Origin of the sequence: Thermogladius sp. KZ2Tp1, from assembly GCF_051131135.1 — an archaeon.
Taxonomy (GTDB): domain Archaea; phylum Thermoproteota; class Thermoprotei_A; order Sulfolobales; family Desulfurococcaceae; genus Thermogladius.
The window spans coordinates 652,060-672,778 of the sequence record NZ_CP151274.1; the positions used below are offsets into that span (position 1 = coordinate 652,060).

General features: G+C 57.7%; 20 protein-coding genes, 1 tRNA gene and 1 other RNA gene. 10 read left to right on the forward strand and 12 right to left on the reverse strand.

Translation table 11 applies throughout. The annotated features are described in order from the left end of the window. Positions 1-2 precede the first annotated feature (2 nt). From WLZ34_RS03730 to WLZ34_RS03740, 3 genes are all read left to right on the forward strand, one after another. Entirely contained in the window at positions 3-665 is a 663-nt protein-coding gene (locus WLZ34_RS03730) for an endonuclease V (RefSeq protein WP_434731907.1), read from the forward strand. A gap of 57 nt (positions 666-722) precedes the next feature. Further along, positions 723-797: transfer RNA gene (locus WLZ34_RS03735), tRNA-Arg, on the forward strand. 49 nt (positions 798-846) lie between these two features. Next, positions 847-1,740 (forward strand): damage-control phosphatase ARMT1 family protein, encoded by an 894-nt coding sequence (locus tag WLZ34_RS03740; protein WP_434731908.1) that lies wholly within the window; start codon positions 847-849, stop codon positions 1,738-1,740. A gap of 104 nt (positions 1,741-1,844) precedes the next feature. Here WLZ34_RS03740 and WLZ34_RS03745 read toward each other — a convergent pair whose 3' ends face one another. Beyond that, positions 1,845-2,798 (reverse strand): AAA family ATPase, encoded by a 954-nt coding sequence (locus tag WLZ34_RS03745; protein ID WP_434731909.1) that lies wholly within the window; start codon positions 2,796-2,798, stop codon positions 1,845-1,847. Between the two features lie 83 nt (positions 2,799-2,881). Then, a complete protein-coding gene (locus WLZ34_RS03750; RefSeq protein WP_434731910.1) occupies positions 2,882-4,240 on the reverse strand; it encodes a coproporphyrinogen-III oxidase family protein in 1,359 nt (452 codons plus the stop codon). Positions 4,241-4,349: 109 nt separating this feature from the next. Here WLZ34_RS03750 and WLZ34_RS03755 point away from each other — a divergent pair, with 109 nt between their 5' ends. Then, on the forward strand, positions 4,350-5,381 hold the full coding sequence (locus tag WLZ34_RS03755) for an NOG1 family protein (protein ID WP_434731911.1): 1,032 nt from the start codon (positions 4,350-4,352) through the stop codon (positions 5,379-5,381). Here the strand turns inward: WLZ34_RS03755 and rtcA are convergent. The 4 genes from rtcA to psmB form a co-directional block, all read right to left on the reverse strand. Beyond that, on the reverse strand, positions 5,356-6,429 hold the full coding sequence (gene rtcA, locus WLZ34_RS03760) for an RNA 3'-terminal phosphate cyclase (RefSeq protein ID WP_434731912.1): 1,074 nt from the start codon (positions 6,427-6,429) through the stop codon (positions 5,356-5,358). The two genes, WLZ34_RS03755 and rtcA, sit on opposite strands and share 26 nt — an antisense overlap. Continuing rightward, positions 6,416-6,934 (reverse strand): nicotinamide-nucleotide adenylyltransferase, encoded by a 519-nt coding sequence (locus WLZ34_RS03765; RefSeq protein WP_434731913.1) that lies wholly within the window; start codon positions 6,932-6,934, stop codon positions 6,416-6,418. The genes rtcA and WLZ34_RS03765 overlap by 14 nt, the downstream gene beginning before the upstream one ends. An 18-nt stretch (positions 6,935-6,952) precedes the next feature. Further along, positions 6,953-8,914 carry a beta-CASP ribonuclease aCPSF1 gene (locus tag WLZ34_RS03770; RefSeq protein WP_434731914.1) on the reverse strand — a complete coding sequence of 654 codons (1,962 nt, stop codon included), beginning with the start codon at positions 8,912-8,914 and terminating at the stop codon, positions 6,953-6,955. Between the two features lie 90 nt (positions 8,915-9,004). Beyond that, the gene (psmB, locus tag WLZ34_RS03775; protein ID WP_434731915.1) at positions 9,005-9,625 is read right to left on the reverse strand and encodes an archaeal proteasome endopeptidase complex subunit beta; all 621 of its coding nucleotides are present in this window, start codon (positions 9,623-9,625) and stop codon (positions 9,005-9,007) included. Between the two features lie 72 nt (positions 9,626-9,697). On the opposite strand from psmB, the gene WLZ34_RS03780 reads away from it, so the two are divergent. Next, positions 9,698-10,756 carry an NAD(P)-dependent glycerol-1-phosphate dehydrogenase gene (locus WLZ34_RS03780; protein WP_434731916.1) on the forward strand — a complete coding sequence of 353 codons (1,059 nt, stop codon included), beginning with the start codon at positions 9,698-9,700 and terminating at the stop codon, positions 10,754-10,756. On the opposite strand, the gene WLZ34_RS03785 is transcribed toward WLZ34_RS03780, so the two are convergent. Further along, complete coding sequence (locus tag WLZ34_RS03785) at positions 10,753-11,466, reverse strand: FKBP-type peptidyl-prolyl cis-trans isomerase (protein ID WP_434731917.1); 714 nt, start codon at positions 11,464-11,466, stop codon at positions 10,753-10,755. The two genes, WLZ34_RS03780 and WLZ34_RS03785, sit on opposite strands and share 4 nt — an antisense overlap. A 99-nt stretch (positions 11,467-11,565) precedes the next feature. After that, positions 11,566-12,042, reverse strand: coding sequence for a DUF1947 domain-containing protein (locus tag WLZ34_RS03790; protein WP_434730789.1), 477 nt, complete (start codon positions 12,040-12,042; stop codon positions 11,566-11,568). 84 nt (positions 12,043-12,126) lie between these two features. Between WLZ34_RS03790 and WLZ34_RS03795 the strand changes: the two genes are divergently transcribed. The 3 genes from WLZ34_RS03795 to dnaG all read left to right on the forward strand — a co-directional run bounded on the left by WLZ34_RS03795 (position 12,127) and on the right by dnaG (position 13,836). After that, complete coding sequence (locus WLZ34_RS03795) at positions 12,127-12,354, forward strand: LSM domain-containing protein (RefSeq protein ID WP_048163522.1); 228 nt, start codon at positions 12,127-12,129, stop codon at positions 12,352-12,354. An 11-nt stretch (positions 12,355-12,365) separates the two neighbouring features. After that, positions 12,366-12,554 carry a 50S ribosomal protein L37e gene (locus tag WLZ34_RS03800; protein ID WP_048162840.1) on the forward strand — a complete coding sequence of 63 codons (189 nt, stop codon included), beginning with the start codon at positions 12,366-12,368 and terminating at the stop codon, positions 12,552-12,554. An 85-nt stretch (positions 12,555-12,639) separates the two neighbouring features. Next, entirely contained in the window at positions 12,640-13,836 is a 1,197-nt protein-coding gene (gene dnaG, locus WLZ34_RS03805; protein ID WP_434731930.1) for a DNA primase DnaG, read from the forward strand. Here the strand turns inward: dnaG and WLZ34_RS03810 are convergent, their stop codons facing one another. The 3 genes from WLZ34_RS03810 to WLZ34_RS03820 all read right to left on the reverse strand — a co-directional run bounded on the left by WLZ34_RS03810 (position 13,837) and on the right by WLZ34_RS03820 (position 18,108). Beyond that, positions 13,837-16,239 carry a DNA-directed DNA polymerase gene (locus WLZ34_RS03810; RefSeq protein ID WP_434730790.1) on the reverse strand — a complete coding sequence of 801 codons (2,403 nt, stop codon included), beginning with the start codon at positions 16,237-16,239 and terminating at the stop codon, positions 13,837-13,839. It abuts the gene before it with no gap. A gap of 77 nt (positions 16,240-16,316) precedes the next feature. Further along, positions 16,317-17,372, reverse strand: a complete 1,056-nt coding sequence (locus WLZ34_RS03815; RefSeq protein ID WP_434730791.1) for an mRNA surveillance protein pelota — start codon at positions 17,370-17,372, stop codon at positions 16,317-16,319. A 10-nt stretch (positions 17,373-17,382) separates the two neighbouring features. Continuing rightward, entirely contained in the window at positions 17,383-18,108 is a 726-nt protein-coding gene (locus tag WLZ34_RS03820; RefSeq protein ID WP_434730792.1) for a nucleotidyltransferase domain-containing protein, read from the reverse strand. 83 nt (positions 18,109-18,191) lie between these two features. On the opposite strand from WLZ34_RS03820, the gene WLZ34_RS03825 reads away from it, so the two are divergent. Then, positions 18,192-19,262, forward strand: a complete 1,071-nt coding sequence (locus WLZ34_RS03825; protein WP_434730793.1) for a site-2 protease family protein — start codon at positions 18,192-18,194, stop codon at positions 19,260-19,262. 49 nt (positions 19,263-19,311) lie between these two features. Further along, positions 19,312-19,585, forward strand: an RNA gene (ffs, locus tag WLZ34_RS03830) — signal recognition particle sRNA. A gap of 6 nt (positions 19,586-19,591) precedes the next feature. Here the strand turns inward: ffs and WLZ34_RS03835 are convergent. Next, a complete protein-coding gene (locus tag WLZ34_RS03835) occupies positions 19,592-20,674 on the reverse strand; it encodes a threonine synthase (RefSeq protein WP_434730794.1) in 1,083 nt (360 codons plus the stop codon). Positions 20,675-20,719: the final 45 nt, after the last annotated feature.

A 20,719-nucleotide genomic window follows, 5' to 3' on the forward strand; every position in this document is an offset into this window, starting at 1 on the left:
AGATGGTGGAGTTGTTCGACTACAGCAGGGCGACCAGGTTACAGAGAGAACTGTTTAAACAGGTCATTGCGAGCGTAGAGAGGCCTCTCTTCCGCGAAGACGAGGCCCGGCTTGTCGCGGGGCTGGACGCTTCGTATACGCGGGGCCTCTCGGTCGGCGTTGCGGTGCTAATGGACTTACACGAAATGCGGGTGGTCGACAAAAAGTACGCGGTTGTAAGAGCGGGTATACCGTACGTACCGGGGCTACTCGCCTTCAGAGAGGCGCCGGGGGTTATAAGAGCACTGCTGGAGCTCGAGAAGAAGCCGGACGTGTTAATGGTCGACGGCCACGGTCTAACACACCCCAGGGGCTTCGGTATAGCCTCCCACGTCGGGCTCGTGACGGGGATTCCCAGCGTAGGAGTGGCGAAGAGCAGGCTATACGGGGAGGAGAAGGTGGAGGGCGGTATCAGGTACGTGTACGCCCACGGCGTGAAGGCGGGCGTCGTAGTCGAGCACGGCGGCTCGGAGCTCTACGTTAGTATAGGCTACAGCGTTACACTAGAGCAGGCCGTGAGACTCGTCAAGAAAACCCTCCTAGGCCACAAGCTGCCAGAGCCGCTCTACCGGGCAGACCTGTACTCGAGGGAAGCCAAGAGGCTCTTGGATAGAAAGACTCCTTGAAAACCGCGGGGCCGTCTCTGCAAGTTAAAATTGGGCCTAATAGATGAGAGTTAAGTAGGGCCCGTCGCCTAGCTTGGATAGGGCGCCGGCCTGCGGAGCCGGAGGACCCGGGTTCAAGTCCCGGCGGGCCCGTTAGCGCCGGTAACCAGTCTATCGTTCGACAATGCTCGGGGTCTCTAGCATGAAGCCGAGTTTCGAGTGCCTACGCTGCTTGTTGACCATCAGGCTTAGAGAGGTCGAGAGCTCGGGGGCAAGCAGCGAGGAGAAGCTCGAGACGGCTAGGAGAGTCCTCTCTCTGGCCGAGTCGTCCTTCGGCTACGAGGCCGAGCTGACGCATTTAGCGACAGACTTGTACAACACGTTGACAACCCTCCTCCCCAGCGTGGTCGACTACTACAAGAAGGTCAAGAGAGAGCTGAACGAGCTGGCGGTCAAGAGCCTGGGCCTCCACCAAGACTACGCTGCGGGGCTGGATGGGCCTAGTAGGTTCAGGTACCTGGTCAAGCTATCGGCTCTAGGCAACTTGATAGACCTCGGGGTAGCTGGGCATAACCACATCAGCCCGGAGGCGCTCACACCGGGCCTGGTGGAGGGGTACGAGTTCTGCATAGACGACACGGGGGAGCTCTACGAGGCCGTCTCGCGTGGCGGGCTCCGCGTGCTCTGGCTCTTCGACAACGCCGGCGAGGCTGTCTACGACACGCTGCTGATCAGGGAGGTCAAGAGGTACGGCAACACGGTGTGGGGCCTGGTTAAGGATGAGCCGGGCTTCCAGAACGACGTCACTATAGAAGACGCCGCACTCATCGGGCTGGACAGGGTGTTAGACCGCATCGCGTCCTACGGCTGCAGGTGCTCCACAGTACACCTGGAGAAACTGGGCGACGAGGCTAGGAGGCTGGTCGAGGAAGCAGACGTGGTCGTCGCCAAGGGCATGAGCCACTACGAGTACTTGTCGGAGGTAGACCTCGGCAAACAGGTGTTCTTCATACTCATACCGAAGTGCCCGCCTGTAGCCAGGAGCCTGGGAGACCCCAAATGCCAGGGCAAGATAGTCGTGTTAAGGAAAGAGTAGAAGTAGACAACGTGTCAAGCGACCGCGCTAACCTACACCCCGTCCAGTCTCGTAACGCTCGCGCGATTCATCCCCACCGCCGAGAGGGGGGTGGCGGGCGTTTTTCAGAGCTCTAAGACTAGTCTTCTCATTATAGGGTCGGGTATCGTATAAGTGTTACCCTTTTTCTCTATGATCATGGCTCTCTCTAGGCTGTCTAGCATGTCTGAGAGCACTTTAGCGTTGATGCCTAGCGCGGTCTCGAGCTCGCTCCACTTGGCTGGGAGAAGTTTGAGGAGCCTGACATACCTCTCCGGGTTCTTCCTCCCCGCTAGGAACTTCTTGAGCTCCTGGATAAGGACTTGCTTTCCATCGGAGTAGACTTGTTCTAGGGCCTCTCTATGCCCTAGACCCCTGACACACCTCATGTTCCCGTAGTAAGCAAGCCAGCCAGGGTAGCCTCCTAGCGACTCCACCGCTTCCTCCACCTCAAGCCGAGGAGGCCTCATATCGAACTCTCTAAAGCCTGCTTCCAGGAACTCGACCCCGACATCGCTAGGGAAAGGCTTGAGCTCTATCTTCGCCGGCTGCCTCCCATACAAGGGGCTCTGCGGCGTGGGCTCTAGTAGCCCCGTGATAACTCCCACCAGGGAACCCGTGAAGACGAGCTTTACATCGTAAGTGTCCCAGACCTTCTTGAGTAGTTTCAACATGTAGTTACGTGGGAGTTCCTGCACCTCGTCTAACCCGATAATTCTGCCCTCAAGCTTCGAGAAGACGTCCTCAGCGAGCCTTGTCCAGCTTATAGTCAGAGGCCCCATGGTTATTTCTATGTTCAGTTTCCTAGCGTGTTTCATCAACTCTTCGACAAACCCTCTCATACTCCTAACTCCAGCGAGGTTCACGTACAAACCGTCCACCTCGTTTAAGAAGACCTTTAGGAGCGATGTCTTACCCGTCATTCTCCTGCCGAGGACTACAACCCACTCACTTTCGGTGAGCCTGTGTAGCTCCTCGAGCTCTTTCTCCCGCCCGTATAACTCTTCTCTCTTCTCCTTGGGTCTTAGGTCAAACAACATGCAGGTTACCTAGGTAACCAATTAAAAGTAACCCTCTTAGAGATTGCAAGGAGTTTACTGTGTCAGTCTGTTATGGCATTACTCTAAACTACTATCTTATCCGGCATGCTCTCCTGCCTGCTGTACTTCTCGAGGATCATTGTTGCTTTCACGGGTATTTCGACGACGTAGTTTATGACGGACTTGTAGACCTCGACGACGCCTCTTCTCGTCAGGTAGTAGTCTCCACCTCTCTTCTCCAGGAGCCCCGCTAGAGTAGCCAACTCGAGGAAGGCCCTAATACTGTAGGGGATCTTTTCTACACCTAGCTCGTTGAAAAGCCTTGTCTTGACCACTCCACTACCCAACTGGTCGAAGAGGACTCTCCAAGCGATAGTGGACTTCCTGAGGCTCCTGTAGTACGCTGCCGGCGGCTTACCTTCGTTCACTAGACGTACATATGACTGGACATCGTGCACGTTGATGTACTGGTAGAGACCCGTGTTACTCCACGCCCCTGCGCCAAGGCCTAAGAGTGGGCCGACCATCTCCAGGTTCACGGTCGCGTACTCGTACTGCTCCCTCGAGATCGAGTACACCCTGACTAATCTGAGTTTCTTGTTTTCCGCGAAGTCCAGGGCCCTCTCCACGAACATGTCGACTAGTCTCTCGTCCTGGGCTAGTCTACCCTGTTCCACCAGCTTGAAACCTGGTGAGTGGCGTGGGATTATTGTGGGATAAAACGTTATCTGGTGCGCTCCTAGCTCGAGAGCCCTCTCCAGGTCGTCCTCGAATATGGCCAACCCCTCCTTCGGGCTGATCTCCACGTAGCCTCTTATACTAGGCGGAAGGAACATCAAGTCTACGTTAACCCACTTGAAACCAGCCTTGACAGCGTTCTCGACAGCCCTAACGTTGTCTTCGACCGTGTGCTTCCTGCCGAGCGCCTTCAAGACCTTCCCGTTGAAGCTCTGGGCCCCTATACTCACCTCGCCGACCTCGTTCTTGTAGAGCTCACCAGCGTACTCGCTGCTGGTTAGGTCCTCGGGGTTCGCCTCCATCCCGATGTTCGTCTTCAAGGTGAAGTACTCTGACAGCTTCTCGTAGAGCTCCTTGAAGAAGGAGGCTGGTACTAGACTCGGCGTGCCTCCGCCCACGTGTATCTCGACGACCTCGTAGCCTCCGCCCTCGAGTAGTCTCCCGTAGATGTCTATCTCGCCCACGACGGCGCGGAGGTACTTCTCGACCTCGTCCCTTGATCTCGGCAGGGTCTTGAAGTAGGGGCAGAAGGGGCATGTAGTCCTGCAGTACGGTATGTGAACGTAGACGCCTATCCTCCCGTCTCTCATGCTCTCTCTAACCATTTTAGTGTGTAAGCCGGCGCCTCCGACCTTGAACAGCTCCATGCGAGCCGGCCTCCTGAGAAGCCAGTGGACCTTCAGGTTCCCGCTGGACAAGACCAAGGTAGTGCACCACTACCGCGGCGTGAGTGCACTTACGAGCTATCGGCTAAATAAGGGTTTTCAGACGTCCTCCATAAGCGTGAAGCGGAGCCGTGACTGAGGCCACGCGGTGGTCTCGCTGGAGGAGTTCAAGAGGGTTAGGGTGAGGTCTTTCAAAGAGGTCTACGCTCTAGTAGACGAGAGGATGAGGTCTATCACCGACAGGAGTGTGGGAGCTCGCAGGCTCGTGGGCGACGAGAAGATCAGGAGGGTTCTCACAGCTAAGCTCAGAGTCTCCTGCGAGACCGTTCGAGAGGAGCTCGAGAGGGTAGAGGAGGCCGTCTCCCTAGTTAAGAGCATGGGCGAGTTCTACGCTAAGCTGTTCGAGTTGTACACTAGGCTAGACTTGGACGCACTGCTAGGCAAGTTGAGGAGGAGCCGCAGGCTTGCTGGCAGGATAGAGGAGGACTACGCTAGCAGGTTGAAAAGCGCCAGGACGAGGAGGGAAGCGGTCGCGTCGTTTAGAGAAGGCTTGGGTAGGTGCCTTTCAACGTACAAGAGGCTCAACAGGGACGTCCTGAGAGTAAAGCAGGGGGTCGCAGAGCTGGCCAAGATGCCCAGTGTTAAAGGGGACTACGTCGTGGTCATAGCGGGCATGCCCCAGGTAGGGAAGTCCACTCTCCTAAGCAAGCTGACCCGGGCTAAGCCAGAGATAGGGATGTTCCCGTTCACGACCAAGACCATTATAGTCGGGCACTGGCAGAGCGAGTATGGGACGGTCGTCTTCGTCGACACACCGGGTATACTGGACAGGCCCGTGGACGAGATGAACGAGATAGAGCTCAAAGCCGTCTACGCAGTCAAGTACCTCGCCGACGCGGCTATCTACGTGTTCGACGCTAACCCGAACAGCTACTACAGCCTCGAACAGCAGTTGAAGACGTACAACACCGTGAGAAGCCTGCTGGGGGATAAGCCCGTCATCGCGGTGTTGAACAAGGTCGACGCCCTGCGTGAAGACGAGCTCGAGAAACTAGCGAGAGAGCTCGGCGAGAAGGTGCCCGGGGGGCTAGTACGAGTCTCGGCCCTGAAAGAGCTGAATTTAGACTACTTGAAGAGAGTAGTGTTAGAGAGGCTTACGGCTGGTAGGAGACCCCCTTGACCTTTATAGTACCGGGTTTGCCCAGACCCCCTTCAACTCTGATCTCAGCCTCTGGGAAGAATATCCTCACGACCTCTACTGCCGTCAGGGTGTGGAGTGTTATAGAAGACACTCCTACCTCGCTTCGGCCCCCCGCTAGGGCGAGGTAGGGCACGAGCATGTCGCCCATGTGCCTGTCAAAGCACATGCCTGTCGAGACCTCTTCGACGAGAGCCTCCGCGGCCTCGGCACCTACTCTCTCGGCCGGCTTCCCCTTAGCCCCCAGCGAGTCTGCCCCCAGCCTAGTGCCAGACCTCGTCTCGGCGTACAGCACGATGCCGCTACCGGGGCCCAAGTGGTGGTCTTTGCCCGGCTCGTAGTACTCTAGGTCGATCGCGGGCTTGACACCGAGCCTGCTCGTCACGACGCTGGCCGCGCTAGAGGCCTGCCTCTCTGCGACCTGCTTCGGCAGCCTAACGGCGTGACTAACCCCCCTGACCGCTACGATACCCCCGTGCTCGACCAGCTTGACCGGCTTTAGCACGCTGGCAGCCCTCTTCACCGAGAACTCGACTAAGCCCCCGCCGCGCGGGTAGTGCCCCCGCTTCAACACGTCTATTTTCACCTCGACCCCCAGCAGCCTCATGTTATACGCGAAGACGTGCTTCATGTAGTCGATGGGCGGGCTCCACTCGACGTCGGTGCCCCCCGTTATCTGGACTCTGGCCTCCCTCTCGTTGAAGAGTAGCACCGGTATCATGGCCTGCATGACTAGGCTTATACTGCCGGCAGTCCCGATGTCGAGCCTCATGAAGCCGCCTCTCCTCTCTCTGGGCTCGAAGTACAGCTCCGTGCTCCCTACTTCGGCCCCCCTCACGACGGCGTTGGTGGCCTCTTTCAAGGCGTTAACGGCTGTTAGGTGCTGCGGCCTTAGGCCAGGGTTGTCCCGCTTAGCCCTGATGTTGTAGATCCTCACAGGCCTTAGTGTGAGGGCCGACAGGGCTAGGCTGTACCTGAGTATCTGGCCCCCTCCCTCCCCCATGCTACCGTCTATTTCAACGACCCTCACCGCTACACACTCTCCTGACTCTTTCGACACCGCCGATCTCGTCTACAAAGCCTGCCACCTCTTCTGGTACAAGGTGCCTCCACTCCAGCCCTCTCACCATAAACCCTCTGATCACGGTGCCTTTGTAGAGCTCGGGCTTCTCGAGGGGTATTTCAACGGTCTTGAGCCCCAGCCACTTGAACGGGTCGAGCACTTGGTGATTCCCCGAGGCCACGGCCTCGACCCGGGGCGATAGAGAGAGCGTGTAGGAGGTCCAGGCCGGCGGCATCCTTATGTCGGGGACTGTTATAATCCAGACTCTGCCGTCTATCCCCCGCGACTTGGTGTACCTCCTGATCATCTCGACTCTCTCGCCGCCCGTGAAGGGGTTCTGGCACGTGAAGCCCTCTTGGGCGCTGCCTACGGCTACTACGACCTCGTCGTACCTCTCCAGGAGCCACCCCAGCGCGTACGCGTGCCCCTTGTGGAACGGCTGAAATCTCCCGGGGTAGAGTACCCGGCTCACAGACTCCACCGGTAGAGGCTATCTAGAGACAGTTAGGTTGACGCTGTCTAGGATGCTTGGTGTGAAGATGTTCGGCACGGTCTGGTAGCCGGACGACGGGTCTCTGACAGCCCGCGATATAAGCCTCGCGAAGGTGTATATAGCGTTGGGCTCGCCGTGGTTCAGTATTATGTTCCTCGGCTTGGGCTTGATGTTCAGCACGTATCTGACGAGCTCCGTCTGGTCGCTGTGGCCGCTGAAGCCGTCTATGCTGTGAACCTCCAGGTTTATCTTGAGTACCTCGACCTTGCCCTCGACGACGTTCGTTATCTCCCTCATACCGTCCTTTATCTTCCTTCCCAGCGTCCCCTCGGCCTGGTACCCTACGAAGACTAGGGAGCTCCTCTCGTCGCTGGCTATCAGCCTGAGGTAGTCTACGGCGGGCCCGCCTGTGAGCATGCCGCTGGTCGCCATGATTATGGACGGCCTGTCCTCCACGATATCGGGCCTGCCGACGTCCCCCTCTATGATCTTGAAGTGCTCGCTGGTGAACGGGTTCTCGCCCCTGTATATGGCGTCTCTCAGGCTCTTGCTCATGTACTCGGGGTACTCGGTGTGTATGGCTGTCACCTCGTTTATCAGGCCCTCGATGTATATGTTTACGGGCGGGATCATCTTCTTCTCGATAGCCTCGTTTAGTACCACCATGATCTCCTGTCCTCTACCCACGGCGAAGACAGGTATTAGGACGACGCCGCGCCTCTCGATAGTCCTCTTAACGATGTCTATCAACTGCTGCTCGGCGGCCTGCCTACTCTGCTGCTTAGTGGCGCCGTAAGTGCTCTCTATTATTAGAGTCTCTACTCTAGGGAACTCGCTCACCGCCTTGTCCAGCAGCCTGGTGCTAGAGTACTTGAAGTCTCCCGTGTACACTATGTTGTGCAACCCCATGCCTATGTGGAGGTGGACTATAGCGGACCCCAGTATGTGCCCGGCGTTGTACATCGTCAGCTTTATGTCGGGCGCTACGTCGGTGACCTCGTCGTACTCTACTGGTATAGTGTGGAGTATCATCGTGGACAGGTCTTTCTCGCCGAAGGGGAGGTCTCTCCCCTCTCTCCTGGTGACCTGGATCAAGTCCTGGACCATGATCGCCGAGAGCTCCCTAGTGGGCTTGGTCATGTACGTCGGGCCCCTGTAGCCGTACTTGTAGAGCAGCGGCACTACCCCCACGTGGTCTAGGTGCGAGTGAGTCACGATAACAGCGTCGAGCTCGTCTACTCTGATAGCGTCGAGGTCGATCTCGGGGTAAGCCTTGAGGGGGTCGTGTAGAGCGCCCACGTTAATGCCGAGGTCTAGTAGCACTCTACTCTCCTTCGTCTCGACGAGGATCGCGGACCTGCCCACCTCCATGAAGCCCCCGAGAGCGGTGACCCTAACGTAGTTGTTCTTGAAGATCACGTCTCTGTGAATCCTCTCGCCGACTCTCCTGAGGAACTCTAGCCTGTACTTGCTTTGCTTCAGCATGTTGGACATAATGGTGTTCAACATCTTGGACTCTAGCGGCGATGCTCTCTGGGGCACGGGCCTCCAGCCCGTCTCTGCCAGGATGAAGTGCCTTATGATGTTGCCCTTGCCGACTATCGCACCCGGCTTCTCCGCTTTAATCCAGACCTCGCCGAGGGTCTCGTCAAAGACTATACTGTTGGGGTCGACGTTCGCGTCTTTCGGGACCAGCTCGAGGATCTTCTTCTTGGCCTCCTCAGGGGGGAGCCTCGCGTCTGGGCTGGCCCTGACCACGACCCTCTTACGTATCTTCTTGGCGATGGCCTTTATGGTGTCTAGGAACTTTACTATTGCCTGCCTGTTGTTGACGTAGAGGACTATCTCCGGCCCCTCGAACTCGATGCTCGCCAGGTTGAGCTCGGGCGGTATCTCCTTCAATAGCAGCTCCACTAACGTCTTCCTGTTCTTGTCCAGTATGTCGCTAGGTAAAGTCACTTCCCTACACACCCTTAATTACGCGGGGAGAAGTTGTGGTTCTGTGTGGATCTTTGTATAAGACGTTAATTAACTTTTATACTTTTAAGCCTATTGGTTGGACAAGAGCTTCTTCTCGAAGAGGAACGTCTCCTCGGTGTAGTAGTTGGGGCCTATGACCACCACGTCTACGCCCTCGCCGCTGAAACCGTCCCGGCTCAGAGCCGCCTCTACAGCCTTGAACGCCAGGTGTTTTGCCTCCTCGAGGCTCATGTTCTTCCTGTACTCTTTCTCTAGAACCCCGTAAGCCACCGGCGACCCGCTGCCCGTGGAAGCGTAGTTCTCCTTGGAGATGGAGCCGTACAGGTCCAGGTAGTACAGCGAGGGCCCCTCCTCGTCGACGCCTCCGAGCAGGAGCTGGACTATGAAGGGGACGTACCTCAGGTACGCTGAGAGTATGAGAGACATGTAGTTCGAGAGGGACCTTAATGCGATCCTCCTCCCGTAGTCCAGCTCGTAGAGCCTAGCTATGTACCTCGCCTCGTCGACGAGTACTTGCGCGTCTGCCACAAGCCCGGATATCGTCATTGCGGCGTAGTCGGTTATCTTGTGTATTTTCCTGACCCTCTTGTGGTACACCATGGGGCCCCCGGTGGCCCTCTTATCGGCGGCCAGCACTACGTAGTCGCCCACTACTAGGCCGACAGTCGTTGTTCTGCTCTCGGTATTCAAGTAGAGGACACCTCTATGGTGTTATGAATCGGGTTTTAAGCTTATATAAACGTATGTCTAAAGGGTGTCGGCTTGAGTATTCACGAGATAAAACTGCCGTTTATAGTCGTCGTCGGCAGTAGAGTGCTCGGCAAGACCGCCGGCGTCCTGGAGGCCCTGGGCGGCCGGCCCGGCGACCTAGTGGGCATCGTCACGGGGAGGAGCACTTTCGAGATCGCCGGTAGGGAGGTCGCGGAGAACCTGAAAGCCAGCGGCTTCAGGGTGAGGGTCTTCGAGGCCGGGGAGGCCAGCGTCGGTGAGGCGGAGAGAATCGCGGAGCAGGCTAGAGGAGAGAACGTGGGCTTCGTGCTGGGTGTCGGCGGAGGCAGGTCTATAGACCTAGCGAAGTTCGCGGCGGGGAGAGCGGGTGCCAGGATGGTGAGCGCCCCCACGGCCCCTAGTCACGACGGCATCGCGAGCCCCTTCGCTAGCTTGAGGGGCCTGGAGAGGCCGACAAGCGTATATGCGACGACGCCCAGCGCTATTATCGCCGATACGGGCGTCATATCTAGGGCGCCCAGGAGGCTGATACTAGCCGGGGTCGGGGACTTACTGGGGAAATTCACGGCTGTCAAAGACTGGAGGCTCGCCCACAGGCTGAAGGGGGAGTACTACGGCGAGTACGCCGCACAACTAGCGTTAATGAGCGCTAAGCACGTCCTGAGGTACCACGAGCTGATCGCCAGCGGTAGCGAGGAGGGCGTGAGGATACTCGTAGAGGCTCTCATTAGCAGCGGGGTCGCCATGTGTATAGCTGGGTCGAGTAGGCCCGCGAGCGGCAGCGAGCACTTGTTCAGCCACGCGCTAGACCTACTAGCCCCGGGGCGAGCGTTACACGGCGAGCAGGTCGCCCTCGGGACTATACTCATGCTCTACTTGTACGGGGACAAGAAGTGGAGGCTCGTCAGGGACGTCATGAGAAAGATAGGCCTGCCCACGAGAGCCGACGAGATAGGCGTTCCAGCCGAGACCATAGTCAAGGCTCTAACGATCGCCCACAAAATTAGGCCTGAGCGATACACTATACTCGGCGAAAACGGCTTGGCGTGGGAGGCCGCCTGGAGGCTAGTTAAGGAGACCGGCGTCGCCTAGCTCTTCTGCGACTGCTCGGTCTTCCTGGCGATCACTTCTTGGAACACGACCTCGTTGACGGTGTCCTTGAACGTCTCTAGGATTTCCGTGGCGAGGCTTATCTTGGCGTATGGTAGGTCTCTCCTACTAATGTACTTGCCGGGGAGGCCCACCGTCACTCTCTTCGACGCCTCGTCGAAGTCTACTTTGAGCTCCTCACCCGGTATGCTCAGGTGTCTAACCGCGAGGTAGAGGAGCTTCTCCTTGGCGTCGGCGAGCTTCCTCACGACCTTGACCTTGTACACCAGCACCTTGCCGGCTAGAGGGTGGTTGAAGTCTACTACGACCCTACCCCCGCTTATACTCTTGACTACTCCTCTCCCGGACTCCGTCTCGACTATGTCTCCTACCTTCACCTCGTAGCCCCTCTTAGTGAACTCTCTAAGGCTGTAGACCTTTACCTTGTTCGGGTCTCTGTCACCGTAGGCCTTATCAGGCGGGACCTCAATAGTCCTCTCCTCGCCTTCGCCCATCTTCATGATCTCCTCTTCGACATACTGGTTGATCCACCCCTTCCCTAGGACTACTAGCGTCGGTCCGTAGACCTTCGTCTCGTCGTACATGTTCTCCTGCTTCGCCGTGTTCATGTCGGTCGTGTCGACGAGGTTGCCCGTCTCTTTAACCCTCACAGTGTAGTCCACTAACAGGAAGTCCCCTTTCTCGAATGGCATCTAAACCACCTCTTTAATTAGAGCTGTATACGGTTTTTTAAAGAATGATGTTTCTTAAACCCGCTCCCCAGCCGGTACCCCGCTGTTGTTTCTCGCGTGCTAGACCTTCTTGTCGAAGAACTTGTCGCCGACGAAGTGGAGCACCTTCACTACTTTACCCCGGCTCAGCGACTTAAGCTCGTCTGAGGAGTAGAGCGCGACGCCGAGGGCCACGGGCTTACCCGACTCCTCGTCGTATACGAAGACTACGTCTTCTTTACTGAAGCCGCCCTCGACCCTCCTCACACCGGGCGCCATAAGGTCGGCGCCGCGGAGGAGCGCGTTGGTGGCGCCTCTGTCGACGTAGATGCCCGGGCTCGGCTTGAGACCCCTCTCCAGCACATACCTTAGTGCGGGGAACCACTTGCCCCCTGCCTTGATCAGGGCTATGCTCCTGCCCACTATGATGTACTCCCCGTCCTCGTCTCTACCGTGCTCGAGAGGCTGCTCTACATCCAGCCCGAGAAACCCGAACTTGGCCGACACCTCCTGGAGTAGGCCCCTCTTCTCCTTTTTAGACAACGGGTGCCGCAGCATTCCAGTAAACCTGCTAGTCAAGTATTTAAAGAGTTTCAGGTATTTTAACACGCATTAGATACCTGGTCTAGGGATGACTTCATGATTGCCGAGACAACGTACAAGCTGCTCGAAGAGAACGTCGGCAAGATAGTGCTGATCAAGATGAAGGGCGAGGTCTCTATAAGAGGGAAGCTCAGGAGCTACGATCAGCACTTGAACATAGTCCTCGACGACGCCGAGGAGGTCAGAGGAGACGGTTCTAGCAGGAAGCTCGGGACACTGGTTATAAGAGGAGACACTGTAGTACTCATATCACCTCTCCAGGCCTGAGGGTCTGAGCCATGGTCAAAGGAACCACTGCGATGGGTAAACACGGTAGGAGCAAGACGCACATCAGGTGCAGGAGGTGCGGGAGGCACAGCTTCAACGTCGCCAAGGGCTACTGCGCTGCCTGCGGATTCGGTAGGAGTAAGAGGATTAGGAGGTATAGCTGGGCTAACAAGAAGGTCAACAGGGTTAGGATAGTCTGAAGGAGCGTCGCTTAAACCACCTTAATTTAGGTCTTTAAAAACATTATTAAGAATTGAGATCTGTTTGGCTAGTAGCGTGGAGTATATGAGCAAGTACCTTATCAGGGCACGCGTCCAAGTAGACGGCGTTGTGGAGAAGCACGACATAATCGGCGCCCTCTTCGGTCAAACGGAGGGGTTGTTCGGCGAGCAGTTCGACCTGAAGGCACTCCAAGACAAGGGCAGGGTAGGGAGGATAGTAGTGAACATAAAGACCCAGGGCGGCAAGACTGTCGGGGAGATCCAGATACCGAGCAACCTCGACAGAGTCGAGACAGCGCTACTGGCGGCCATGATAGAGATCGTCGATAGAGTAGGCCCCTACGACGCCAAAGTCGAGGTAACCGAGATAGTCGACCTGAGGATCGAGAGGATCAAGAAGATAATGGACAGGGCTGTCGACATACTCAGGAGATGGGGTAAGGAAAAGACCGTTGACATAAAAGAGATACTGAGAGACATACAGGAGCTGCTGAGGGTACCCGAGCCTATATCCTACGGTAAAGAAGAGCTCCCGGCGGGCCCGGACGTCGACAAGTCCGATACGGTGATAATAGTCGAGGGGAGAGCCGACGTCATAAACCTTCTGAGGTATGGTAAGACCAACGTCATAGCGATAGGCGGCGCGAGGAAGGTCCCCGACACGGTTAAAGAGCTGGCTAGGAAGAAGAAGACGATAGTCTTCGTAGACGGGGACCACATAGGCGACCTGATACTGAGAGAGCTGCTCAGGAGCATCAAGGTGGACCTGGTCGCGAGAGCGCCACCTGGCAAGGAGGTAGAGGACTTAACGGGCAAGGACATCGAGGAGGCCTTGAGCAAGGCTGTAGACTACAAGACCTACCTCGAGGAGCTATCGAAAGAGGGTGTTAAGGAGGCTCAGCAACTACTCCAGGCGCAGGAGAGGCTGAGGAAGGAGACCGAGGAGGTAACAAGGGAGGAGGTTGTGATACCCTCCACAGTCGTGGAGGACATAAAGTCCCTGGTAGGCACCCTTGAGGCTATCTTGTACGACAGTAACTGGGGTAAGATAAAGAGGATACCGACTAGAGACCTGGTGGACGAGCTGTCAAACGTGCAGGAGGGCGCGGTAAACGCGGTCGTATTCGACGGTATCGTTACGCAGAGGCTATTGGACAAGGCGGTTGAGAAAAACATTAAGATACTCGTCGGGGCCAAAGTGGGCAAGATAACCCTTAAACCGCCCGAAGTACTGGTGCTGACGTTCTCCGAGTTCACATAGCTAGTTTTTCTTCTGCTTCAGGAAGTCTAGCAGGCTCTTCTGGCTTGGGGCCTGTTGCGAAGTCTTCTTCAACTGCGCCTCGGACACCCCGAAGTACTCGAGTATCCTCATAGCGGCGGGTACTATCTGGTGGTCTACGTAGTACGCGTCGTCAACCGACTTGGGGTCCTTCACGAATATGTACGGCTCGGCCCTGTCGGATATCTTGCCGGACCCCTTCACGACCACGTAGCCGATCTTGTCGTTGACGTCGACGCGGACGCCCCTCTTCATCAGCTTTCTAGCGGCCGACACGTGGGGGGCCTCAGCCGAGTACTCCTCGGGCCTCTTAGTCAGTGTTTTCCATATCACGAGTTTCTCCACCGGTACGCCCCCGGACTTGACCTGGCTAACAACGCTCCTCACGTACTCGATGGCCTTGTTCAAGTCGCCGTCTTTCAACAGTATCTCGGTTGTCTCCTCCTGGACCTCCTTGGCTATCTCGGCCCAGTCGCCCCTGACAGCCTCGAAGCCCACTATGTCGACGCGCCCGTCCTCGAGGAGCCCTGCGTACCTCTTCTTCGCCTCTGTGAAGAAGACCCTGGTGTAGAGCTTGTCGATCTTGATCTCTAAGCCGAGCTCCTCTTCCACGTACTTGATGAGCTTGTCGACCTTCTCCTTGTCGTACTTGACGAAGATGGAGTCCGTGTCGCCGTATATGACCTTCAGGCCTAGCCCCTCCGCGTACTTGATGACGTTGGTGATCGTGGCCCTACCCCAGGCTGTAACGGCCTCAGCGCACTCGCGGCAGTACCACCTAGCCCCGACCCAGCCCATGTAGCCGTACGTAGCGTTGGCAAGTATCTTGATAGCCCTCTGCCTCTCGTCCAGTATCCTATACTCCACGGTGTCGGGCTTGTACTTCTTCATCTCGCTCCTAATGGACTTCCTGAGCTCGAGTAGTTTCGTCAAGACGTCCTTGAAGAAGCCGGGCGGCTCTTTCCTGAAGCAGTGCCCTACCTCGGGCGCGATGTTGTGGGTCTCGACATCGCACTCGCCCGCCCTCTCAATGGTGTCGGGGCCCACGTTGTACTTGATCATCAGGTTGGGGTACATACTGGAGAAGTCTAGCACGGCTACGTTGTCGTGTATGCCCCTAACGGGCTGGAGGACTACAGCGCCCTTGTACGGCTCGGCCTCCTTCTCCTCCCTGTTGGGTATCAGCTCCCCCGCCTTCATCGCCTCGTACATCAGGAACCACTCTAGCCTGTTACCCACGCTCGCCGCGCCTACCTGGTCTAGCGGGAGCCTCGTTACGTAGGACAGCTGCATCGCGAAGGGCAGGAACTTCTCGGCTAAGCCCATAGTAGACTTGACGTCGTCCTGGTTGTACTTCACGAGCACTCCTCTCTTCGACGGGTCGTCCCAGTACTTCGGGAAGTCCGTGTACTCGACCAGGGTCCTCTCGCCCCTCTTCATTACGCCAAGGTACTCCGCGACCACGTCGAGGCTCTTCACCTTTATCTCGGGTATCTCCTCCGCGAACCTGTAGAGGTCCACGTTGAGCCTGCCCTGTATACTCACGTGCCCGTAAGTGCTGGTCTGGGGCTCCACGCCCAGCCGGCGGGAGACGTCTAGTTTGACGCCTACTCTCCTGGCCCTCTCCAGCAGGTACGGCCAGTCGAAGGCGTCGGAGTTGTAGCCCACGATTACGTCGGGGTCGTACTCCTGAACGTACTTGACGAACTCCTGTATCACCCTCCTGTCGTCTAGGCCGTCCGAGGCGAACGACCTCAGCTCCCCCTTGTCGTTCATAACACCAATTATGATGACGGGGTCTTGGCTGGGCTTGGGGCTGCCCGTCTTCGTGTACGCCTCGATGTCGAAGGCGAGTATCCTCAAGTCGCGGGGCGGGGTTGAGTCCTCTAGCGTCTCGATCGGGCCGGTCACCTCGTACTCGGCGTCTACTCTCAGGCCGGGCTTCTTAGGGACTTCTACAACCTCTGCGACGTGCCAGCCGCACGGTCTAAGCCCGTGGTCTAGGACGTACCTCAGGCTGAACCTGATATCCGCCTCGAGGACATCGGCAACCCCCTGCACGCCCTTGACCTTCTCTCTGTACCTCCTAACACTCTCCGGTATCACGGTCGTGACTTTGAGGGCTTTAACGGGCCTGCCAAAGTACTTCTTGTCCACGACGCCCACGTCTATAATGGGCGAGGACGTCTCGGAGAGGGCCTTGACCCTCTTCGCGACGGTGTTGGGGTCGGCGTCGGGCGACAATACGACGTAGAAGTAGGGCCTGAAGCGCCTGTCCCTCAGGACGACCCTTCTCCCGTCCCTGGTAACACCGTAGATGAGGACGTGAGGCTCGTTCCCGACGACCTCGTAGGTGTCGTCGAGCATGTAGAACTCTATCTTCATTATTAGACCTCACAATGGTTAATCATGTTTTCGAACGTGATAAACCTTAACGAGGGCCACTGCTGGGCGCGGTATTCTCAGCCCAGCGGCAGCCTGAACCTGAGGAGGGCTACTATGCCGCCGAAACCCTCCAGCTCCGGCGCGATGTTGGAGTCTGGGGGCACGATGTAGACCTCGGCCCTCCTCTTGAAGGCCTCGAGCACGACGGCGTTGGGGTCTACGCCCCCCTCGCTAGACCAGAGGAGCCTGCTGGATACCAGCAGTACTCTCACGGCGTTGAGCTCCACGGCCTTCGCGACGTTCTCCAGCCCGTAGGCCACCTGCTCCGGGTCTCGCGTCACGGCCTCCTTGAACTCCTCGAAGTACTTCACGGCCGTCGTTATGTTCAGCTCCCTCACTACGTTCTTTTCGCCGCCCCTCCTCAGTATCTCGTCAACGCCCTTACAACCACCGTAGGATACGGAGTCTGCGAACAGCGGCTTGTCGAGCCCCCTGCTCTTCAGCCTGGCTACTACCTCGTCTTTCAGGAACCCCGGCGAGCCTACTATGACGCCGTCTACTCTGAGCGTCCTGGAGTACTCCAATACTTCCTCGACGACTTGCTCTATCACCCTCCTGACAGATTCCTCGTACTCCTCTACAGCGTCTTTCCCGGGCAGGTTGGTGTAGTACTCTCTCACAGCCCTCACGCCCTGCTCCGACACCAGGGATATGCAGACCTCGTCGTAGTCTAGTGCTACGACGAGTATCCTCCTCTTCCTCGAGTAGGTCTCGAGGAACTTCCTGCTAAAGTCGTCGAGCTCCTTCTCGACGAAGACCACGACGTCCCCGGGCTTTATGCTGAGTGTGTGGTGTTTACCCACGACACCGTACTTGTCGGGCCCCTCGACGACGACCCCCCTTATCCTGAGCCTGTCCGTGAAAGGCTGGAATTCGACGTCCTTCACTCTCACCCTGAGCACCATCGGGAACCTCCGGCTCTCACCTCCCTCCCCGGGCTTGACCTCCCTGGTCGTAACAGCCTCGACTAGGTCGCCCTCTCTCAGTATGTTCCTCAGCGCCCAGAGGTCCTCTTCGTCCTCGACCAGGACCTTGTAGACCCCCTTCTTCTCGTCTGCCTCGAGGATCTTCAATCCCGGCACCTCAGAGGAGGTCGGCCTCGACGAGCGCCCTCCGCAGGTACTGGTTCCTAGTAGTCTCCTCGGCTAAGGCCTCCTCGATGCTCAGTGTAGAGGGCACGTTTATCTTCAGGAAGACGCCCGTCCTGCCGACCTCGTCCCTCCTAGTCAAGACCCTCACCCTCTCCAGGACGGTGTCGACGCTGACTCCTACGACCCTAGCGACGTAGCTCTCGAAGCCTGTCACCGGCGCCTCTAGGTGGCCCTTCTCCGAGGGGACTATCAGGACGAGCTTCTTGTTAACGCCCGGCTTCCGGGCGCCCCTCTCCAGCTCCTCGAGCTCGAGCATGCCCCCGAACTTGTAGAACTCTATCTCGCGGGGCTTCAGCTTTGCGAGCGGGTAGCTAATGACGACCCTCTCCTCGGGGTCTAGAGCGTAGTACGCCTTAGGGGTGCTCTGAGGCGTGGCCATGATGATGGTCCTAGAGTAGACTTTCAGCCCGGCTTCTTCCAGGACTTGCTCGAGCTTGAAGGACGATATAACGTAGGGTATGAAGACGTCGATGTCGCTCTTCTCGTGGACGTCGCCTCGGGCGATACTCCCGTGGACTACGGAGTACAGCCCGCGGGAGGCCAGTACCCTCATCAACTTCCCTGCGGCCCTCCTCAACTCGGCTAGCAGCATCCAGTGGTCGGGGGTGTACTCGACCTCCCGGTACTCGGGCCTCTTCTCGACCTTCTCCCTGACCATCTCCAATACACTTTTATAAGCGGCGCTCATCTTACTATGCAGATGTTCCGAACTTATTAAGAAGCCTGGTAAGGGTTGCAGTATTGAACACCGCTCTCACAGTGCTTGGGGGTCTACTGGCCGCCTGGTCTACTCTAAACCTGCTTTACTACCACAAGAGGGAGTTCTTCGAGTCGAGGCGTATACGGCTGATGTACGGCTGTGTACTCGTTTACCGCGCCGGGAGAGTGAGAGGAGCCAGTAGAGCCTGGAGGCGGGCGTCTATACTACTGGTTGCCTTGTACGCTGTCTCGGTCGCGTGGTTCTTCCTGGTAGTGTACAGTGGTATCGATGCGAAGCTTAACGGTACGGGCGCCTTGAGAGTCCTCGTTCCCGGCGTCGACATTACGGGCCTCGACCTTGCCTACTTCGTCCTGGCCTTAGGGGCTGCGGTAGTCTTACACGAGCTCTTCCACGGGAAGACGGCGGTAAGCCACAACGTAGGAGTGAAGTCCTTCGGCCTCGCCGTAGCCGTCCTCATACCCCTGGCTTTCACCGAGATCGAGGAGTCGGACTTCAACAGGTCGAGCCGCTTCGTTAAAACGAGCGTCCTCGCGGCCGGCGTGGCCGCGAACCTGGCCCTCGGCTTGCTAGGCCTAGCCCTCTTCAATATCGCCGCGTCGCCTAGCGGTGTACTGGTCACCGGTGTAGTCCCGGGCAGCCTCGCCTCCAGAGCGGGTATCGAGCCCTACAGCATCCTACTGAGCGTTAACGGGGTTAGCCCGAGAGGCGTGGAAGACCTCAGGTCTTTGCTCTCCAACGCGACTGCCACGGTATTGAACATAACGCTCCTGACTCCCAGGGGTGCGGTCGAGACCGTCTCCATAGCGAGGAACGCTACCGAGAGGAAGCTGGGCGTGTACGTGACCACACCCCCGGCGAGCTGGCTAATCAGCGTAGTCGGGGTCTACCCTGCCGTCCAGCTCTTGAGAGCATTCTTCTGGCTCTACCTAGTGAACTTCAACCTCGCCATACTGAACGCAGCCCCCCTCTTCATAACGGACGGGGGTAGGATTGTCTTCGAGGTCCTGGGCGGGAGGTTCAAGAAGGCGGCGCTCCTAGTCAACGCGGTCTCGTTGCTCGCCCTAGCCTTTTCGCTCGCCCCTCTACCCTAGCGTGTTTTTAAGCCTGTGTGACAAAATATAATATCGCCCACGGGCCGCGGGTAGGGCCCTGTAACACGGGGCCAGATAACCGCTGGGCTCTACACAGGCCCACCATCCCCCACGCAGTAGGCTGTGACCCCCGCCCCATGGGGCTAGCGGAGGCGGAGCCCCTCTCGGAGGAGAGGGGTCAACCGCCTTAGCCGGGGGAACCTGGCCAGGCCCGGAAGGGAGCAACCTAACCCCGGACGCTGGCGTTCATGGGTCAACGGGGCTGAGCCGGGCGTGGGACGGCTCTGGTGGTCAACCTGTGTAGGGCTTAGCGGGGCCGGGCCCGTGGGCTAGGCCTGCGATATTATCTTCAGCCCCGAGCCGGTGAGGGGTACCAGTACTGTCTTGCCCTGGAGCCTGGTCTTCAGCTTCTGGAGCACCGCGTACGCGGCCGCCGAGGTCGGCTCTACGAGGAAGCCCTGGTCTATCAGCCTAGACCACGCCTCCCGGATCTCGCTGTTGCCCACCAGGTAGACGTCTCCACCCGTCTCCTTGATCGCCTCCACGATCTCGCCCAGCCTGGGAGGGTTGGGGACCATTATGCCGTCGGCTAGGCTGGAGTCCTCCCCGGGCGTCTCGACACCCTTGAGAGCCACGCTGACCGGTTGAACGCTGTAGCCCTGTACGCCTATCACCCTGGGCATCTTGGTCGTCAAGCCTTGTTCGAGTAGCGTCCTGAAGCCGTGCGCCAGCCCTAGTAGTAGGCCTCCGGAGCCTATGGGGGCTATCACGTAGTCCGGTACACCGGCCTCCTCGAATACCTCGAAGGAGATGGTGGCGGCGCCCACCACGTAGAAGTAGCTCCAGGTGTGAGCCACGTAGTACGCGTCGGGGTTTCTCTCAACGTACTTGACCACGTCCACGCTCGCCGCCCCTCTGCTCTCCGATTCGTAGAGCGTGGCCCCGAGGAACTTGAGAGCCCTCTTCTTACCCTCCGGCGCGGTCTTGGGCACGAAGAGGACAGGCTTCAGTCCGAGTACTCGGGAGTAGAGCGATATGGATATGGCGGTGTTGCCGGAGGAGTCGTCAACGACCTTCGTGTACCCCAGCCTCTTAGCGTACGCGAGTGAGAGGCTCGTACCCCTGTCCTTGAAGCTACCGCTGGGGTTCGTGTATTCGAGTTTAAACCACACGTTTACCCCTTCCTCGACGACCTCGACTAGAGGTGTCCCCCCCTCACCGATGTACTTGTGCGGGAGGACGGGGAGAACGCTTTTGAACTTGTAGAGGCCCTTCCCCTCGGACAACTCGTACCTCTTGTTAGTCGAGATCGTCAGCGGACTACCGCACTTCGGGCACTTGTAGTAGTAGGACTTGCCAAACTCCTCTCTAAAGCCGCACTTGGGACAAAACCAGGAGAAGCCCGTCTCCATAAATACCCGTATCTACACTATTTCTGGAACCCTAAATAACTAATT

Bases quoted from the DNA above. Each gene is read 5' to 3' on its own strand.
- WLZ34_RS03820 (WP_434730792.1), bottom strand. From the start codon at position 18,108: ATGGTCAGGGAGAAGGTCGAGAAGAGGCCCGAGTACCGGGAGGTCGAG.
- WLZ34_RS03740 (WP_434731908.1), top strand. From the start codon at position 847: ATGAAGCCGAGTTTCGAGTGCCTACGCTGCTTGTTGACCATCAGGCTT.
- WLZ34_RS03745 (WP_434731909.1), bottom strand. From the start codon at position 2,798: ATGTTGTTTGACCTAAGACCCAAGGAGAAGAGAGAAGAGTTATACGGG.
- dnaG (WP_434731930.1), top strand. From the start codon at position 12,640: ATGAGCAAGTACCTTATCAGGGCACGCGTCCAAGTAGACGGCGTTGTG.
- WLZ34_RS03810 (WP_434730790.1), bottom strand. From the start codon at position 16,239: ATGAAGATAGAGTTCTACATGCTCGACGACACCTACGAGGTCGTCGGG.
- WLZ34_RS03790 (WP_434730789.1), bottom strand. From the start codon at position 12,042: ATGCTGCGGCACCCGTTGTCTAAAAAGGAGAAGAGGGGCCTACTCCAG.
- WLZ34_RS03800 (WP_048162840.1), top strand. From the start codon at position 12,366: ATGGTCAAAGGAACCACTGCGATGGGTAAACACGGTAGGAGCAAGACG.
- WLZ34_RS03785 (WP_434731917.1), bottom strand. From the start codon at position 11,466: ATGCCATTCGAGAAAGGGGACTTCCTGTTAGTGGACTACACTGTGAGG.
- WLZ34_RS03730 (WP_434731907.1), top strand. From the start codon at position 3: ATGGTGGAGTTGTTCGACTACAGCAGGGCGACCAGGTTACAGAGAGAA.
- WLZ34_RS03835 (WP_434730794.1), bottom strand. From the start codon at position 20,674: ATGGAGACGGGCTTCTCCTGGTTTTGTCCCAAGTGCGGCTTTAGAGAG.